This is a genomic window from Nostoc foliaceum FACHB-393 (assembly GCF_014698505.1).
Classification (GTDB): Bacteria; Cyanobacteriota; Cyanobacteriia; order Cyanobacteriales; family Nostocaceae; genus Nostoc; species Nostoc foliaceum_A.
Genome location: NZ_JACJTD010000049.1, coordinates 32544 through 49179, shown reverse-complemented (window position 1 = coordinate 49179; position 16636 = coordinate 32544). Strand labels below are relative to the sequence as shown.

Annotated in this window: 17 protein-coding genes, 1 tRNA gene and 1 pseudogene; 7 read left to right on the top strand and 12 right to left on the bottom strand. The window is 40.6% G+C overall.

Going from position 1 to position 16636, the window contains the following annotated elements; all coding sequences use genetic code 11:
* A pseudogene (locus H6G92_RS28500) lies at nucleotides 1-127 on the bottom strand (photosystem II D2 protein (photosystem q(a) protein)); the annotation flags it as partial.
* Nucleotides 128-481: 354 nt separating this feature from the next.
* Between H6G92_RS28500 and H6G92_RS28495 the strand changes: the two are divergent.
* The 6 genes from H6G92_RS28495 (at nucleotide 482) to H6G92_RS28470 (ending at nucleotide 4056) form a co-directional block, all read left to right on the top strand.
* A complete protein-coding gene (locus H6G92_RS28495) occupies nucleotides 482-754 on the top strand; it encodes a hypothetical protein (protein WP_012410874.1) in 273 nt (90 codons plus the stop codon).
* 13 nt (nucleotides 755-767) lie between these two features.
* Nucleotides 768-1445, top strand: a complete 678-nt coding sequence (locus H6G92_RS28490) for an ABC transporter ATP-binding protein (protein ID WP_190898839.1) — start codon at nucleotides 768-770, stop codon at nucleotides 1443-1445.
* A 250-nt stretch (nucleotides 1446-1695) separates the two neighbouring features.
* Nucleotides 1696-2244 (top strand): NYN domain-containing protein, encoded by a 549-nt coding sequence (locus tag H6G92_RS28485; protein ID WP_190898837.1) that lies wholly within the window; start codon nucleotides 1696-1698, stop codon nucleotides 2242-2244.
* Between the two features lie 144 nt (nucleotides 2245-2388).
* A tRNA-Asn gene (locus H6G92_RS28480) sits at nucleotides 2389-2460 on the top strand.
* Between the two features lie 24 nt (nucleotides 2461-2484).
* Nucleotides 2485-3660: an aminotransferase class V-fold PLP-dependent enzyme gene (locus H6G92_RS28475; protein WP_190898835.1), complete on the top strand. Its 1176-nt coding sequence runs from the start codon at nucleotides 2485-2487 to the stop codon at nucleotides 3658-3660.
* A 159-nt stretch (nucleotides 3661-3819) separates the two neighbouring features.
* Nucleotides 3820-4056 (top strand): hypothetical protein, encoded by a 237-nt coding sequence (locus H6G92_RS28470; protein WP_190898843.1) that lies wholly within the window; start codon nucleotides 3820-3822, stop codon nucleotides 4054-4056.
* Nucleotides 4057-4323: 267 nt separating this feature from the next.
* On the opposite strand, the gene H6G92_RS28465 is transcribed toward H6G92_RS28470, so the two are convergent.
* Together H6G92_RS28465 and H6G92_RS28460 are read right to left on the bottom strand one after the other, a co-directional pair.
* Entirely contained in the window at nucleotides 4324-5163 is an 840-nt protein-coding gene (locus H6G92_RS28465) for a M56 family metallopeptidase (protein ID WP_190898841.1), read from the bottom strand.
* Nucleotides 5163-5582 (bottom strand): BlaI/MecI/CopY family transcriptional regulator, encoded by a 420-nt coding sequence (locus tag H6G92_RS28460; RefSeq protein WP_190898833.1) that lies wholly within the window; start codon nucleotides 5580-5582, stop codon nucleotides 5163-5165. The genes H6G92_RS28465 and H6G92_RS28460 overlap by 1 nt, the downstream gene beginning before the upstream one ends.
* 330 nt (nucleotides 5583-5912) lie before the next feature.
* On the opposite strand from H6G92_RS28460, the gene H6G92_RS28455 reads away from it, so the two are divergent.
* Complete coding sequence (locus tag H6G92_RS28455; protein ID WP_190898831.1) at nucleotides 5913-6653, top strand: 2-phosphosulfolactate phosphatase family protein; 741 nt, start codon at nucleotides 5913-5915, stop codon at nucleotides 6651-6653.
* A gap of 189 nt (nucleotides 6654-6842) precedes the next feature.
* On the opposite strand, the gene rfbD is transcribed toward H6G92_RS28455, so the two are convergent.
* The 9 genes from rfbD to H6G92_RS28410 form a co-directional block, all read right to left on the bottom strand.
* Nucleotides 6843-7733, bottom strand: a complete 891-nt coding sequence (gene rfbD, locus H6G92_RS28450; protein ID WP_190898829.1) for a dTDP-4-dehydrorhamnose reductase — start codon at nucleotides 7731-7733, stop codon at nucleotides 6843-6845.
* A 36-nt stretch (nucleotides 7734-7769) separates the two neighbouring features.
* Nucleotides 7770-8315 carry a dTDP-4-dehydrorhamnose 3,5-epimerase gene (rfbC, locus tag H6G92_RS28445; protein ID WP_190898828.1) on the bottom strand — a complete coding sequence of 182 codons (546 nt, stop codon included), beginning with the start codon at nucleotides 8313-8315 and terminating at the stop codon, nucleotides 7770-7772.
* Between the two features lie 116 nt (nucleotides 8316-8431).
* Complete coding sequence (locus H6G92_RS28440; protein WP_190898826.1) at nucleotides 8432-9508, bottom strand: glucose-1-phosphate thymidylyltransferase; 1077 nt, start codon at nucleotides 9506-9508, stop codon at nucleotides 8432-8434.
* 98 nt (nucleotides 9509-9606) lie between these two features.
* Complete coding sequence (locus H6G92_RS28435; RefSeq protein WP_190898824.1) at nucleotides 9607-10674, bottom strand: glycosyltransferase family 4 protein; 1068 nt, start codon at nucleotides 10672-10674, stop codon at nucleotides 9607-9609.
* A gap of 456 nt (nucleotides 10675-11130) precedes the next feature.
* Complete coding sequence (locus tag H6G92_RS28430; protein WP_190898823.1) at nucleotides 11131-11979, bottom strand: glycosyltransferase; 849 nt, start codon at nucleotides 11977-11979, stop codon at nucleotides 11131-11133.
* Nucleotides 11980-12120: 141 nt separating this feature from the next.
* On the bottom strand, nucleotides 12121-13041 hold the full coding sequence (locus H6G92_RS28425) for a glycosyltransferase (protein WP_190898821.1): 921 nt from the start codon (nucleotides 13039-13041) through the stop codon (nucleotides 12121-12123).
* A gap of 81 nt (nucleotides 13042-13122) precedes the next feature.
* Nucleotides 13123-14208, bottom strand: a complete 1086-nt coding sequence (locus H6G92_RS28420) for an NAD-dependent epimerase/dehydratase family protein (protein ID WP_190898819.1) — start codon at nucleotides 14206-14208, stop codon at nucleotides 13123-13125.
* 35 nt (nucleotides 14209-14243) lie between these two features.
* A complete protein-coding gene (locus H6G92_RS28415; RefSeq protein WP_190898817.1) occupies nucleotides 14244-15314 on the bottom strand; it encodes an NAD-dependent epimerase/dehydratase family protein in 1071 nt (356 codons plus the stop codon).
* Nucleotides 15307-16605: a glycosyltransferase gene (locus H6G92_RS28410; protein WP_190898815.1), complete on the bottom strand. Its 1299-nt coding sequence runs from the start codon at nucleotides 16603-16605 to the stop codon at nucleotides 15307-15309. The genes H6G92_RS28415 and H6G92_RS28410 overlap by 8 nt, the downstream gene beginning before the upstream one ends.
* Nucleotides 16606-16636 lie beyond the last annotated feature (31 nt).

Below are 16636 nucleotides of genomic sequence, written 5' to 3'. Positions count from 1 at the left end.
CTAGGAAGGCGCAGGGGAACAATAGTATCCCTGACCAACCTACGAATACGAAGCGATCGCGCTTGAGCCAGTCGTCTAGAACGTCAAACCACCCTCTACTGGGGGCGCGTCCAACTGCGATGGTCATTAGAGCAAATCTCCAAATGTTTATAAGTACAGGTTGTATCTGTATTATAGATGGCGATATAAAAGCCTTCCATAAGCAGAAAGTTAACCGGGTTGTTAACCAAGTTTACAATTTTTTACACACCTTTAATCATATTAGGTGTAAATCGCTAATTTTTCTAGGGGTTTTGTAATAAAAATTAATTTTTGCTCCAGATGAGGTGGGGATTGGGGAGCAGGGGGAAAATTCCTCTCCTCTGCACCCTTCCCCTTGCCCCTCTGCCTCTTCCCCATGCCCAATGCCTCATACCCATTTCCCTAGAATCAGTCAGCTGACGCTAAAATGAGTCCTACAGTTAAATTTGATTATTGCTAAATGTTTACCATCGATTTAAGCATCAGAAACACTGCTTTCCCTATCTCAGTACAACGTAAGTCAGCAGAGGATGCTGAGGCTGTCTATCAGCTGATTTTGGCAGCAATCCGCTCTGGGAACCCTGACATTGTAGAACTCAAGTGCGAGGGCAAGACAGAGAAAAAAATTGCTGTCCGCGCTAGTGAAATTTCTGGGGTGCAGATTGTTCAGAAAGATGGTACAACCCCAGGCGGTGGCAGACCACCTGGCTTTTTTGCTGTAGCTGCTGAGTAACCAAGGTTGACAAATGGCTCAAGTGGGCATTGAGGTCAAGGATTTAAATTTCAGTTGGCCGAATGGAGAGAAAGTTATCAAATCTTGCTCTTTAGAAGTACCCAAGGGTGAATTTTGGATGCTCTTGGGTACTAATGGCAGTGGAAAATCAACATTACTTAGACTGTTGGCGGGGTTATTAGCTCCTGAATCGGGCGAAATTCGGGTTTTGCACCCCGTTGGCTTTGTATTCCAAAATCCGGATCATCAACTGGTGATGCCAACGGTTGGTGCTGATGTGGCTTTTGGATTGGTAGAAGAAAAGTTGCCACCTGCTGCCACGAGAGCAAGAGTTGAGGAGGCACTAGGAGCGGTGAATTTGCTGACACTCCTACGACGGCCTATCTATGCACTCTCTGGGGGACAGAAACAGCGAGTCGCGATCGCAGGTGCGATCGCTCGCCGCTGTGAAGTTTTATTATTAGATGAACCCACTGCCTTGCTAGACCCAGATAGCCAGTTGGATTTAGTTGCTGGTGTCCGCCGCCTTGTCAAAAGTCGAGGTATTACAGCCTTGTGGGTAACACACCGATTAGACGAGTTAAATTACTGTGACGGTGCTTTCTTGCTAGAAAAAGGCTCTCTGGTAGATAGGGGTGAAGCCCAACGCCTCAAGCAACGTCTGATGGAGGTACATAGCGAAGCCTCCTAATTAAGTGCTGAGTAAATAAGTAAAATTAATTGCACTTAGCACTCAGCATTCCTAAACACTACTAAAAAAGAACTGAAACGCGCCTTTTAAACAAAGGCGCGTTTTAAGTTGGCGCGTCTGTCTTAGGGTTTAGTTTTGTGAGGATGCCGTATTTTTTATTCTGTGTAGCATAGTGTTACATACAATGCATCAATTATTATAAAACTTATGAATGAATTTTGTTAACTCTAGAAAATTGTGATTAAAAACCATGCCCCGTTCCTTACTCCAAGCCGTTTTGTTAGTGGACGGCTACAATATAATAGGCGCTTGGCCTTGCCTTAAAAAAACGCGTGATAGCGTTGGACTAGAGGCCGCACGGGGTGAACTTGTGGAAGCGATGACTGGTTATAGTGCGTTTCAAGGTTACACAACTCAGATAGTTTTTGATGCCCAATATCAGAACACCTCTAGTAATAAAGAAATTGTTACTGAGCTTTTATCTGTTTATTACACTGATTTTGGGCAAACAGCAGATACTTATATCGAAAAATCCTGCGCTTCTTTTCGCCACCAAATAGCCCAATCTTTGATTTCTCGTGTGATTGTTGCTACATCAGATCGGGCACAGCAGTTGATGATACAAGGGTATGGGGCTGAATGGTTATCGGCACAACAACTCTGTGGGGAAGTAGAAGCAACTGTCTGCCGGATGCGACAAAAGTATCATACGCGCAAACAATCTAAGAGTCGGTTTTTAGCTAATGCCATTGATGCTAAGGCGCGGCAGCGTCTGGCTGAATTACGAATGGAATTGTAGATATTTAGTATCTCAGAGTCTCTGCTTAAGTTCCTGAATCGATTTTGGCTGCAAAAATTCTCTAAATTAAGTTTCTAAAAAAAATATTGGCGAAAGTACTTGCCAAATCTTATTTTTAGCCCTACTATTATAAATCGTGAGTGGTCCTCAGTAGCTCAGTGGTAGAGCGATCGACTGTTAATCGATTGGTCGCTGGTTCGAATCCAGCCTGGGGAGTTTATCAATTTTGGATTTTAAATTTTGGATTCTAGATTATCCATTACAGACTTATGGCCGCTTGACTCGGCTGTGACGTTTCTGAATCATGGGTCTTTTGGTGCTTGTCCTAAACAAGTGCTGGAGTTTCAACAAAGATTGCGATCGCACCTCGAACAGGAACCCCTACGCTTTTTTGGTAGAGAGTGGGAACCTCTGCTAGACGATGCCAGAAGTAAGTTGGCGGCGTTTGTGAGTGCTGATGTGCAGGATTTGGTATTTGTCCCCAATGCGACGACTGGTGTTAATTCGGTATTAAGGTCGCTGACGTTTTCACCAGAGGACGAAATACTTACAACTAACCACGAATACAATGCTTGCCGCAATGCACTTGATTTTATTGCCAGTCGCACTGGTGCGCGAGTGGTAGTGGCAAAAATTCCTTTCCCCATTGACTCGCCACAGCAAGTAATCGCAGCAGTAATTGAGCGAGTTTCGGCAAAAACACGATTAGCACTTTTGGATCATGTTACCAGCCAGACAGGTTTAATCTTCCCGATTCAAGAGTTGGCGAAGGAGTTGCAACAACGGGGTGTAGATATATTGGTAGATGGGGCACATGCGCCTGGAATGATTTCTCTCGATTTGCGAGAGATTGGCGCAACTTATTACACTGGGAATTGTCATAAATGGCTGTGTGCCCCAAAAGGAGCAGCATTTTTGTATGTGCGACGAGATAAACAGTCAGAAATTCGTCCTCTGACAATTAGCCACGGAACAAACTCGCCACGCACTGATAAAACCCGCTTTCAGTTGGAATTTGACTGGACAGGTACAGACGATCCTACAGCTTATATGTGTGTACCAGAAGCGATCGCTTTTATGGGTTCCTTGCTACCTGGTGGGTGGACAGAATTGAGACAGCAAAATCATCAGCTAGTGTTACAGGGAAGACGGCTACTTTGTGAAGCGCTGGAAGTGCAGCCGCCTTGTCCTGAAGAAATGATTGGTTCAATGGCGGTTGTGCCAATGCCTGCGACTTTGGAAAACCGCGATTTCATGTCTATACATGATGAGTTGTTTGATAAGTTTGGTATTCAAGTGCAGGTGATGCCGTGGCAGGAAAAACCTCGGCTGTTGGTAAGGATTTCGGCGCAGATTTACAATACTTTAGACCAGTATGAGTATTTGGCAAAGGTATTAAAGGGATTGTGCTGTTAATCTAGTTTAGGAAATTGGCGATCGCGTCAAGGGTATGTTTTGCACTTGTAGGAGTAAACATTGGCCCATTTGCCAAATAAATATTTTTATTAGATGCCACGTTTAAGGCAAGAGACGCGATGAATCGCCGTCTCTACAAATCGGGATATCGTAAAGACGGTGATTTATCGTGTCTTTGCGATCTGCAAAGAGATTATGGGGCTAGTGCTATTCTTTTTTATGACAATTTGCGATCGCTCTCTCCTGTGCTGGATAATCCACGGAGAGACTTCCACACAGCAAGACAAAGGTGTTATTCGCAAACTAACGCGAAAAGAGATTTTGACTCCAGAAGGCAATGCTTTTCAAGTGCCTTTAGTACAAAAATATATAGAACAGTTGCTAGAAGAAGAGTAAGCCAGCACTACACTAGTGCATTGACCTGTACCTTTGATGCATTGACCTGTACCTTTGATGCATTGACCTGTACCTTTGATGCATTGACCTGTACCTTTGATGCATTGACCTGTACCTTTGATGCATTGATTTGTACCTTTAATGCATTGGCCTGCATCTTTAATGCATTGACCTGCACCTTTAATGCATCGACTTACAAAAATTAAGTAGAGACATAGCACTGCTACATCTCTACATTTGTTATTAATATCGCTTTTTCAATTCAACTTAACTATGAAACATCACAGTTACTAAAGGCAGGAACGCCAACAGAAAGCCATGCCAGGATTGCAATTGAGCTTCTGGGGTTGGTTCTGGAGGTGCTAATAAAGCTTCTACTCTTTGTTCTAAGCGATCTGCACCAGAGGAACCTAATGCAGCACAGCAAATTTCCGATAAGACGGGGCCGCTACTAACTACTAATAAAAGTGATTCCGCTAACACCAGAGGATCTACCTGTAATGCTGCATAACCGTCGGCACGAAGTTCGCGCAAAGCTAAAAGTTCTTCCCACAAAGTCTCTGTATTCGGCAACCATGCAGTGCAAGAACGCACCCAACCCAGCCAGAAAAACCAGAACGTATCCCTATAATAGTGATGCCCTTGCTCATGGGCTAAGACGCTTTCTAAATGAGCCGGTGAGAGAGTTTGCACTAATCCTTGGCTTACCACTAATTCTGGTTGCCAAAAACCGATTTGACCTGCAAACAACGCGCCCGTTTGCAGCAGTCTGGCTCGTCTATCGCCAACATTCACTAAAGGGCAGTTACGGGCAGATTCTACAGACTGCCAACCCTGGAAAGCAAGTTTAATGCATGAAATGGCAAAAAATGCCAAATAAATTAATGCTAGTAAATAGCTAATTGAGCCTGTATACATTCCGCCCATTTGTCCTTGAGGCCCCATGAATAGGACAGCGATCGCTGTCATGAAAATTAGCAAGGGCGGAAAGAGAAACAAAAATAGCGATCGCTGCCACCGCAGATTCCAATTGCCTTGGGGTTGATTCCAGGCGGATCTTAACCACCAGGCAACTGCCAAAGCATTCAAAATCATTATCAGATGCATCATTGTTCCTCCCTGGCTTGGCGTGCAGATTGAATACGTTTGGCGATCGCAGCTATTTGCTCACTGGCTGCTTCATCTAGGCTATCGGCAAAGGCAGCAACAACATCGGGGTTACCCACCGCTAGAAATCGCTGTAATTGCTCGTGAGCTTTGATGACATCTGATTGCTGCTTACTCAGCATTGGCCGCCAATAGAATGCCCGCTCTTTCTTGTCGCAGGCTAGCCAACCTTTATCAGTGAGGCGACGTAAAACAGTGGTGACAGAAGTATACGCTAATTCGCGGTTGGGATCAGCGAGAATGCGATCATGCACATCTTTTACTGTGGCTGAACCAAGTTCCCAGATGATATTTAAAATTTCCGCTTCCAACGGGCCTACAGATAGTTGTTTAGGGCGGTAGTCGGGTAAAGGTGCCATAGCGATTTTCGATTTGGGATGAGCGGAGTGGAGGTAAAAATTTTAGTTTTTATTTGGCAAGGTTAGTCAGGATGCGTAGTGGTGCTAACTTGGAATGCCAAATACAGCTTGAGAAAATCTGTTCTTGTTTTAGATTACAGGATAGTGCAGCAAATCTGAAAGTCTAAAAGCATAAAAATGGACTTTTTGAGTATTTTTGTATTGAATGGGTTACCATCGTGCATTTTGATGCTAAAAAATTCTTTGGGAACAATTGTGACTATAGTTAGTGACACCAACTAGGTAGAATGTTATTTGCGGCAATAGTATTAAAACAGGTATATCCAGCCCGTGAAGTTATTCGTATACCACACTCCTGAATTGACTCCAACGGATAAAGCGCCAGAATGTGCGATCGCAGTCGATGTATTGCGAGCCACTAGCACAATAGCGACTGTCTTAGCATCTGGAGGCGAAGCTGTACAAGTATTCAGCGATTTAGATCAGTTAATTGAAGTTAGCGAAAAATGGCCCTCTGAAAAACGGCTGCGGGCTGGAGAACGCGGCGGTGCAAAAGTCGCTGGCTTTGAGTTGGGTAACTCTCCCCTCGACTGCACACCAGAATTAGTAGAAGGGCGGCGCTTGTTTATCAGCACCACAAACGGCACTCGTGCTTTACAACGGGTACAAGACTCTTCAAATGTCTTAGCAGCAGCCTTAATTAACCGGGCGGCGGTGGTGCAATTTCTCCTGGAGAAGCAACCAGAGACAGTGTGGATTGTCGGTTCCGGTTGGGAAGGCAGTTATTCTTTAGAGGATACAGTTTGTGCAGGTGCGATCGCTCATAGTCTTTTGGAGCAAACCCAGTTGTCACCAGAGGAATTAGCTGGTAATGATGAAGTAATTAGTGCGATCGCTCTTTACTCTCAGTGGCAAGATAACTTATTGGGATTACTTCACCAAGCTAGTCACGGCCAACGATTGTTGCGTCTTGACTGTCTAGATGATTTAAAATATTGTTCCCAAACTGATCTTTTAGATGTCTTGCCAATACAGCATGAAACAGGAGTGTTAAAAAGTCAAAAGAAATAGGGAATGGGGAGTGGGGAATAGGGAAGAAACTTAATTAACGCGACGATGTGCAATTTATGATTGGAACCCCGCTTCCATTCCTCTCCCCGTTTCGGGGAGAGGCTTTGATTATTGCTCCCCTTGCCTTGCAGAAAAGGGGTTGAGGGTTAGGTTTTAGAGAAAGTCGCACACGGCGTTAATTAACAATGCCTATTCCCCATATCCAATTTTCAAATCTTTGAGCATTTGGCGGAGTCTTTGTCGCCAATGGGGGGGATAAGTCCCTAAAATTGCCTTAATTTTTCCACAAGCAAGCACAGAATAAGCTGGGCGACAGGCTGGTGTCGGATAGTCGGCAGTTGTAATGGGGACAATACGTTCAACTTTTAAAGGGAAGCCTAGCTGTTGGGCTTCTTCAAAAATGGCAACGGCAAAGTCATACCAGCTAGCAACGCCGCTATTAGTGTAGTGATAAGTGCCGCTAACTTCTGGGGTTAACTGGGGAATCGTCTGGGCTATGACTGTGGCTATATCTTGCGCCCAAGTCGGGCTACCAATTTGATCGGCGACAACACGGAGTTCTTGGCGTTCTGCACCTAGCCGCAGCATGGTTTTTACAAAGTTACTTTTGCCAAAGGTTCCATAAACCCAAGCAGTGCGGAGGATGAGATGATGGGCGCAAGTTTCCCGAATAGCTTCTTCTCCAGCAAGTTTGGTTTTACCATAGACACTCAAGGGATTAGTTACATCGGTTTCCTGATAAGGGCTACACCCATTGCCATCAAAAACGTAATCGGTCGAAATATGAATTAGAAAAGCTCCTAATTTTTGGCTTTCTTGGGCAATAATTAGGGGTGCCGTAGCATTAATAGCGGTAGCAAGTTCAGCTTCGCTTTCGGCTTTGTCTACAGCAGTGTAAGCAGCAGCGTTAATTATGATTCGCGGCTGCTTTGATCTGATAACGTTGCGGAGGGTATCGGGTTGGGCAAGGTCTACTGTTGGGCGTTCTACTGAGATAATATCGCCATAGGATGGGAGTATTTGTTGTAGTTCCTTACCCACTTGACCATTGCTACCAATCAGCAAAATTGATTGACTCATCCTAATTAGTTCTCGAACCTAACGCAATCATTAAGCTTAATCAAATACTTCAGCACTTCTCAAAGGTTTCCCGGCTTGGTCTTTAGCTGATAAAATCGGTGACGCACTTAGGGGCCAATCTATAGCTAAATCTGGATCGTTCCATAGAATTGTGCGATCGCCTTGTGGTGCGTAGTAATCTGTAGCTTTGTAGAGAACTTCGGCTATTTCTGAAAGCACCAGGAAGCCATGAGCAAAGCCTGGTGGTATCCACAGTAGGCGTTTGTTCTCAGCACTGAGTTCATAACCCACCCACTTACCGAAAGTAGTCGAACTTTTTCTAATATCTACGGCTACGTCAAAGATAGTGCCAACAATAGCCCGGACAAGTTTACCTTGGGGTTGTTGGATTTGGTAGTGCAATCCCCGCAGGACATTTTGTTTTGAGCCAGAGTGGTTATCTTGAACAAAGTTAGTAACAATACCAGTCTCTTGGGCAAATTTTCGATCGTTGTAGGCTTCAAAAAAGAACCCGCGATCGTCTGCAAATACTTGGGGTTCGAGTTGTATAACTTCGGGAATTTTGGTATGTACAATGCTCATTAATATTATTTCGAGTAATCTGCCACAGTGTTAATTGTGAGAGTAATTTAATGCTTGTATTTTACAGCTAGCAGGTAACACTTCGACTGTGGCTTTTCCTGTTTTTAACAAGTACATCACGTTAATTCAATTTGACAGTCATCGCCAATCATAAATCGTAAGGCTTTGGGGCGACGGGGTGCAAGGGTCAATTGTGCTCTTTGCCCAATCACGCTATCAATAATGCGTTGATGGATTCCGGCAATTTTAGCACTTTCTAAAATCACACTGTGTTCTAAATCTGTATCAATGAGTGTCGCATTGTTAGCAATACTACTATAAGGGCCAATAAAACAGTTTTCTAGATGACAATTGTTACCAATGACAACTGGCCCCCGAATTGTACAGTTGATTACTTTAGAGTTTGAACCGATTTGGACTCGCCCAATAATCTGACTTTGGGCATCAACTTCGCCAAGAACTGATGCTGTCAGATAGGTATCGAGAATCAATCGGTTAGCTTCTAACAAGTCATCTTTTTTACCAGTATCTAACCACCAACCTTTGAGATTGTAAGCTAAAACTTGCTTTTCCTGATTAATGAGGTATTGTATAGCATCAGTAATTTCTAGTTCGCCTCTGGCGGAAGGTTGAATATTTGCGATCGCATCAAAGATGAGATGAGAAAAGAAATAAACTCCTACCAATGCCAGATTTGAAGGAGGAACTTTGGGTTTTTCAATTAACTGTAATACCCGTCCTGTTTCATCGACCTCAGCCACACCAAAGGCGCTAGGGTTTGCAACCGAACGCAAGAGAATCAAAGCATCTGGTTGTTGTTGGCTAAATTGTTGTAGAAAGTAACGTAACTCACCTAGTTGAATCAGGTTATCGCCCAAGTACATGACAAAGGGAGAATCTCCTAAAAAGGGACGAGCGATTTGGACGGCGTGAGCAAGTCCGGCTGGCTGTTTTTGTACTATGTAGGTGATGTTTGCTCCAAAGCATTCTCCATTACCAGTTTTCCCTTGGACTTCTGCCCCAGTTTCCGGGCTGATGATGATACCAATATCAGTAATACCAGTAGCGACCATTTCTTCAATGCCGTACCATAAAACAGGTTTGTTAGCAACTGGTACGAGTTGTTTTGCTCCGCTATAGGTGAGGGGACGTAGGCGTGTACCTTTCCCGCCAGAGAGAATTAGTGCTTTCATAGGGATTAAGGATTAATTATGAGTCATTAGTCAAGATAATCTGAAATCTGGACAAAATCCTAAATCCTGGGATCTAAATTCTGGCGTTAGTTTATCTTTTATATGTAGCGGGATAACACTTCGATGGTTGCTTTTCCTGTTTTTTCCCAACTGAATTGTTGGGAGTGAGTGATAGCTTGACTAGAAAGGCGCGATCGCAACCCCAAATCAGTTGCAATAACCTGCATCGCCTCTATAATTTCTGTGGTGTTGTAGGGGTTGATCAGAATCGCCGCATCGCCAGCTACTTCTGGTAAGGAGGAGAGATTGGAGGTAATGACGGGAGTACCGCAAGCCATCGCTTCTAGGATAGGTAAACCAAAACCTTCCCAGAGACTAGGGAAAACGAGAGCGATCGCTTCATTGATGATTTTTGGCAATTCGCTGTAAGGAACATAGTCAAGAAACTTTACCTGATTAGTTACACCCAATTCTGCAACTTGCACTTTTAAAGTAGGGGTGTAACGTGAATCACTTGGCCCTACTAACCATAGTTCATAGTCTTTGCAGTTAGGTAAAGCCGCAAAAGCACTGATGAGTCGCTGGATGTTTTTGTATGGGTCTTGGCGGCCAATGTAGAGAAAGTAGTTGCTGGTGGGGAGGTTGAGATGATGGAAGTGAGTGCGATCGTAGGCTAGGGGAATGGGAGTAATTTTGTTTGCAGAAATTCCGTAAAAGTTTGTGATGTCCTTAGCTGTAGCCTGAGAGTTACAAATAATGTGTTGTGCTTGGTTAATGACTTGGGGAATGTAGTAGCGGTGATAGGGTGTCAATGGTGAAAAACGTTTAGGAAAACGCAACGGGATAAAATCGTGAACCATCACGACAAAACGACAGTTGCTATAAAGGGGTGCTTCTGGAAGCGAGGAAAATAAAATCTGCGATTTTAGCTTTCTATAGATTTGTGGCAATTGGAATTGCGTCCAAACAAGGCGTTTCAAATGACCTTTTATCCCTTGTTCTGCGGTTTGGTTAGGAGGAATTGGGTAGCAGTTGTAACCAGGAATATTCTGAGAAACTAGGAGTGTAGGATAAAGTTGTTGTAAGTGAGGCAGCAAATTGAGAGCGTAGGTAGTGATACCTGTGGGTTTAGTTAATAGAAATGAGAGATTAATTAATAATGTCATTATTTATAATTAACCATAAAATAATTTAGTCTAGTTTTTATTTATATCTAATACTTAATAAGTATCCATTGTTAAATAAAATAATTTCAGTAGTGATGATATCCCGCTTTTGTCACTCTCCGGGAGGGCGATCGCTAGAAGCCCGATGAGGCAATCAATACAAGCTATACTATTAGAAAAAAGTTGGTCTTGTATTTGTTATTAGAAAATAATCGCGCAAACGCCTGCTATACAAAAGCTCTAGAATTCAGAAATGGCAAAATTTTTCGGAGAGTGACAGAAGAGGGATATAGCGGTTCCCACTCAGATGCGGTACAACATTATATCGCTAGGTGTAGGGGCACGGCAATGCCGTGCCCCTACGGGTGTACCTCACGTAAACGAGAACCGCTGTAGTCTATTTTAGTATTTACATATGAACTTTTTATTAAAATATTAATAATAGAATTTAATAAGTTATTTATTCTGGTTGTTTATGACATAATCCCATATACCACAAATTTTACCTAATGCAGCTTGTGGTTTTAGTATAATCCCTAAAACAGCCTTTAATATTTGAAAAGCTAATCTAATATTAAAGATAAATTTATTTGTATATTTATCCATTGTCAACAAATAGCTATACGTGCTATTCCTAATTTTTTGGAAAACATTTCTATTGGTAATACTTGATGGTTGATGCAGCACTGAAAAACTATTATTTATAGCAACTAAATGTCCTTGATTAGCATAGCGTAAACAAAAATCTACATCTTCATAATAAAGGAAATAAGCAGTATCAAAATGAGGACATTCAGTAAAATTATTCAAATTAACGATTAGACTACACCCTGAAACCCAATCACAATTAACATAGTCTACATTCATATTTGTTAATTTTTTTTGGGTAATGATTGCACCCGTTTTAGGAACAAATCGACCGCCGGCAAACCAAATTTCACCTGTCGGTGTATAGATAAGTGTACCAAGAATTGAAATTTCTGGATGCGACTTAAAAAATGGCTTAACTTTATCTAAATTATTTTCTATAAAATATGCATCTGGATTGATTATCCAAACATACGCCTGGGGATCTTGAATGTAAATCCATTTTAAGCCTAAATTACAAGCACAACCAAAACCTAAATTAGTTCCAGCATCAAAAATCAATACAGATTCAGTTTTGAGAAGATCGATAGAATTATCATCAGGTGAGTTATTGATGATAATTACTTTGTAATCAACATAGTTTGTTTTTCGTATAGAATTGATTAATTCCAATACTAAATTTGTAGAATAATAATTAACAATTAAAAAATAAATCACTATAGTTTAATTGAGTTGAAACCTTAGTTAATTTTGCTGAAAATACTTCATATAAAAACTGATAAGTGACCCGCTCTGATAGAAGTAATTTTATTGAATTATTTGTTGTTGACTATTCCGTTAAATTCTCTTTTTAATAACTTAACACCAAGTTTTTCCAAGCTTTCCTTGAAAACCGTGAAATGTTCCCAGCAAGCAAGCCCATACTTTTAAGGTTTTGTCTTCCGGGTCATATAGCAAAATTGTAACTATCCTGCGGAGTAAATATTTTATGCGTCGCCCACAACTGGTTAGTCGATACAAGCCTTGAGCGTTGCTAGTTTCTAAATAAGTATGGTTTCGATTAATGTAGTAGTTACGTAGATCAGAATATTGGTGAATAATTATTTCTCGTTGGCAAAACTTAACTTTAACTGGATTACCAAAATTATGATACATGATAGCTGTAGTAACTATCAAATTATGGAATCCTTGTTGTCGTAATCTCAGTCCATAGTCAAGATCAATCCCATCTATAAACAATTCTGCACGAGGAGGATCAACAGTTTTAGCAGCAGCAATGGAAATCAAAGAACCAGAAGTTATAGGAGAGTCGCACTCATAAAAATCAACATTCTTATTGTGCTTCCAACCTATAAACTGGTCTCCTACAAAAACTGCTCCCTGTACAACTTCTTCAGTTTTGTGATCAATGGCAGTAGGAGCAATAATCCCAATCTTGTTACCATACTCTAGGGACAACTTATTGTAAGTTTCCAAGAGAATTTCCAAACAATTCTTCGTCGGTAAACTGTCTTGATCAAAAGTCCATAAAAAATCATAACCTTCTTTTGTTGCCCATTCCAGCGCAAGTGCCAAGCCTTGACCAATCCCAATATTTTCAGGATAATGATGTATCAAAATTGACGCACTATTATCAGGTTCTAGTAATTCTTGTTCGGAATTATCTACTATGAAAACAATATCTATTGCTATAGATTGAGATTTAATGGCTTGCAGACACTTGCTAGCAGCTTGCTTATCCTTATAGAGAGTTATGTAAGCTGCAACTTTTGCTGTCATTTATTTAGATGTATGTAACAACTCGATTTATGGGTTTTATATTCTAATGATGAGCTAACAAAAGTTAATATCCAGATAGTTTTAAAACAACTTCTTAGGATAAGCAATATTTCTAGATGCTTGAGCATAATAAATCTCCTCTAGTATCTGTCGAAGATTATATTTGTATTCCCATGTTGGATAGTGAGAACGAAACTTTCTTACATCTGAAATATACCAGATATGATCGCCAGAGCGATTCTGTTCTGTATAAGTGGATTGCAGCTTTTTACCTACGAGATTTTCGCAAATTGATATTGCTTCTAACATAGAACAATTGCTATGGCGAGAACCCCCAATATTATAAACCTCTCCACATCTGGGATTTTGATAAAAATGGTAAAAAGCATTGACAAGATCGTAACTGTGTATATTATCTCTAACCTGTTTGCCTTGATAGCCAAAAATGGTATAGGTTTCGCCAGCAATAGCACATTTCATTAAGTACGCTAGAAAACCGTGCAATTGAGCGCCAGAATGGTTTGGCCCGGTCAGGCAACCTCCTCTAAAGCTAGCAGTTTTCATGCCGAAGTATTTACCATATTCTTGAACTAGTATATCTGCGGCAACTTTAGAAGCACCAAATAGAGAATGTTTGGAGTTGTCGATTGCCATTGACTCATCAATGCCTTCTTTATATTGATGAGCTGGTTCGATTTCCCAGCGAGTTTCTAACTCCTGCAAGGGTAGATAATTAGGAGTATCGCCATAGACTTTGTTAGTTGAGGTAAATATAAAAACTGCATCAGGGCAGTATTGCCGAGTTGCTTCTAGTAATACTAAAGTGCCATTGGCATTAACTGTAAAATCTGTATGAGGGTCTTTTGCTGCCCAGTCATGGGATGGCTGTGCTGCTGTATGGATAATGAGAGAAATATCGGAGGAATATTCTTGAAATAAGTTTTCTATTGCGGAGCGATCGCGGATATCAATATCATAGTGACGATAGCTATCACCATATTTATCTTCTAGGATGCGACGATTCCAGTCTGTGGAGGCAGATTCACCGAAAAATACCGCCCGCATATTATTATCGATACCGACAACATGAAAACCGTTTTGGACAAAGAAATGAACGGATTCCGAACCAATTAGACCCGATGAACCAGTAATTAAAACGGTGGGCATAATATTTTGACTCACCTCATAGTACAAACAACAGTTTAGGATAAAATGGGCTTTAGGATTGTTTCATACTCAATAATCCAGTTATAAATATCTTTGAGGGTTTTCTCTGGACTCATGATTGGTTCCCATCCAGTCTTAGAACTTATCTTGGAAGAGTCCGTAATATAAATGGGGATATCACCTTGTCTGGCTATTTCTTCTGATTTGATAGGAATAGATTTACCAGTGATTGTCTCGCATAGTTTAGTAGTTTCTAGTAGAGATAGACTATTATCAGCACCTCCACCAACATTTAAAACATCCCCATCAAGTTCTGAAAAATTTTCTAACTGATAATTAATTAAACTTAATAAATCCTCAATGTGTAATAAATCTCTAACTTGTTTACCTGTACCGCCATAGCCTATGTAGCTTAGAGATTTTTCAAAATAGTGTGCGGCTAACCACAAAACAAAAACACCTTGGTCAACTTTACCCATTTGCCAAGGTCCTGTAATTACACCACAACGGTTGACTATTGCCTGAATACCATAAGCTTGCCGATACTCTTCGATTAGCATTTCCGAAGCAAGTTTGGTAGTACCATAGAGAGAACGGTAGTTTTGAAGTGGAAATTCCTCCGCTATACCGAGATGAGATACTCCTGATATTGTCTGTTCAGGAGCAATGCTAAAGCGAGTTGGTAGTTCTACTAAGTTAACTGACTTAAGCGTTTCAATCGGATAAACGCGACTAGTGGAGAGGAAGAGTAAACGAGCATGGATTTGCCTAGCTAGTTCAAGAACATTAATAGTTCCTAATAAATTAGTTTGCAGGACGTATTGTGGAGAGGCAAATCCTGCAAGGACAGAAGGTTCAGCAGAACAATCAATGATAGTATCGACGGAATTAAAGATTGCGGGATCTAAATCGCTAGGAGAGCGAATATCACCGTGAATAAAGTCAATGTCTAAATTTTTAAATCTAGGAAGGTTTAGTTCTGAACCACGCCTTCGGAGATTATCGAAACATATAATTTTCCCGGACGAGTGATGCTTTTTTAAATTAATTGCTAAGGAACTGCCAACAAAACCAGCTCCTCCTAAAATCAGAATATTCTCAGCCATTTGATTTAAACCTTTGATTTGCTAGCAGTCTTTTTTTGCTTAGATGATAATCTCCACGCGATAAATGTTTTTCTAGCCAGATGTAGAGAACTATAAACAAATATCGACTGCCCATTTCTTTTAGCTTTAGCTTAGAAACTCCTGTAGTTCTATTTCTCCAAGTTATGGGAATAGTTGTATAAGAGTATCCTCTTACTATGGCTTTGAGTGGTATTTCTACTGTTAAATTGAAATGATGAGATACTAATGGAGAGATGCCTTCAATAACATCTTTACGATAAATTTTGAATGCATTAGTAGTATCGTTAAAATTTAAACCAAATAAAATTTTAATAAATAAGTTAGCTAAACGATTTACAATTAATTTGTGGCTGGGATAGTCAATAACTTTACCTCCTCTAATAAAGCGGGAACCAAAAACACAATCGTATCCCTCTTGCAGTTTATGGTAGTAATTTACGATGTCTTCTGGTGCATCTGAACTATCTGCCATAACGACCGCTACAGCATCTCCTGTAAAATTTTCTAATCCACAGCGAACTGCAAAACCAAAGCCATTAGGATAATAATTATTGATGTAACGCAGCTTACTATTTTCAGAATTTATCTGCTGTAATAATTGTTCTGTATTATCTTTGCTGTTGTCGTTAACGACTAAAATTTCGTAATTTATTTTTTCTTGTTCCAAAACTCTGCTAATAGTGTGAACAGTTTGAACTATGCAGTCTTCTTCATTGTAGGCTGGAATTACTATTGATAAAGTCTTGACAGATTTTGAGGCATCTACTGTTATTGATTCATCTCTGATCAAGGTAGAATTTACTGATAGAGCTGGAGCCAATGATTCTGGATAATATGTAGCTGATGTTTTTTGTGTTGGGGTTTTAAATACAAAGCGATCGCTAATCAAATAATTAATTGATGCACTCAGAAGTGCGCCTATTATAGTATTGATAGCATAGTTAACTTTCAACCAATCTAAAATCGGAAAAATAAATAAAATGCGGGTAATAACTGCAAGTCCAGCAGAAACATGGTAAAGAGGAAGTTGTCGGAATAATACTTCTCTTATGTTCCAAATACCGCCAGTCCAAACCCAAGTCCGGTAAATAAAAAAACTAAATATTAGGGAAATTTCAATCGATACTACATTAGCAATATTACGCAAAAAAGGTGTATTGAATCCTAGCTTTTCAATTATTAAATAAATCAGTACTAAGTTTAGTGCAGCTGCTAAACCACCACCTAGTAAAAACTTTAGTATTTTGGGCTGGAATAATTTTTTTAGCATAATGTATGTTTATTAAAATCATGAATAATAA

What these genes read in the sequence shown, in the direction of transcription:
- H6G92_RS28435 (WP_190898824.1), bottom strand. Translation starts at nt 10,674, where the DNA reads ATGACATTATTAATTAATCTCTCATTTCTATTAACTAAACCCACAGGT.
- H6G92_RS28490 (WP_190898839.1), top strand. Translation starts at nt 768, where the DNA reads ATGGCTCAAGTGGGCATTGAGGTCAAGGATTTAAATTTCAGTTGGCCG.
- H6G92_RS28415 (WP_190898817.1), bottom strand. Translation starts at nt 15,314, where the DNA reads ATGGCTGAGAATATTCTGATTTTAGGAGGAGCTGGTTTTGTTGGCAGT.
- H6G92_RS28410 (WP_190898815.1), bottom strand. Translation starts at nt 16,605, where the DNA reads ATGCTAAAAAAATTATTCCAGCCCAAAATACTAAAGTTTTTACTAGGT.
- rfbC (WP_190898828.1), bottom strand. Translation starts at nt 8,315, where the DNA reads ATGAGCATTGTACATACCAAAATTCCCGAAGTTATACAACTCGAACCC.
- H6G92_RS28420 (WP_190898819.1), bottom strand. Translation starts at nt 14,208, where the DNA reads ATGCCCACCGTTTTAATTACTGGTTCATCGGGTCTAATTGGTTCGGAA.
- rfbD (WP_190898829.1), bottom strand. Translation starts at nt 7,733, where the DNA reads ATGAGTCAATCAATTTTGCTGATTGGTAGCAATGGTCAAGTGGGTAAG.
- H6G92_RS28460 (WP_190898833.1), bottom strand. Translation starts at nt 5,582, where the DNA reads ATGGCACCTTTACCCGACTACCGCCCTAAACAACTATCTGTAGGCCCG.
- H6G92_RS28495 (WP_012410874.1), top strand. Translation starts at nt 482, where the DNA reads ATGTTTACCATCGATTTAAGCATCAGAAACACTGCTTTCCCTATCTCA.
- H6G92_RS28465 (WP_190898841.1), bottom strand. Translation starts at nt 5,163, where the DNA reads ATGCATCTGATAATGATTTTGAATGCTTTGGCAGTTGCCTGGTGGTTA.
- H6G92_RS28440 (WP_190898826.1), bottom strand. Translation starts at nt 9,508, where the DNA reads ATGAAAGCACTAATTCTCTCTGGCGGGAAAGGTACACGCCTACGTCCC.
- H6G92_RS28485 (WP_190898837.1), top strand. Translation starts at nt 1,696, where the DNA reads ATGCCCCGTTCCTTACTCCAAGCCGTTTTGTTAGTGGACGGCTACAAT.
- H6G92_RS28425 (WP_190898821.1), bottom strand. Translation starts at nt 13,041, where the DNA reads ATGACAGCAAAAGTTGCAGCTTACATAACTCTCTATAAGGATAAGCAA.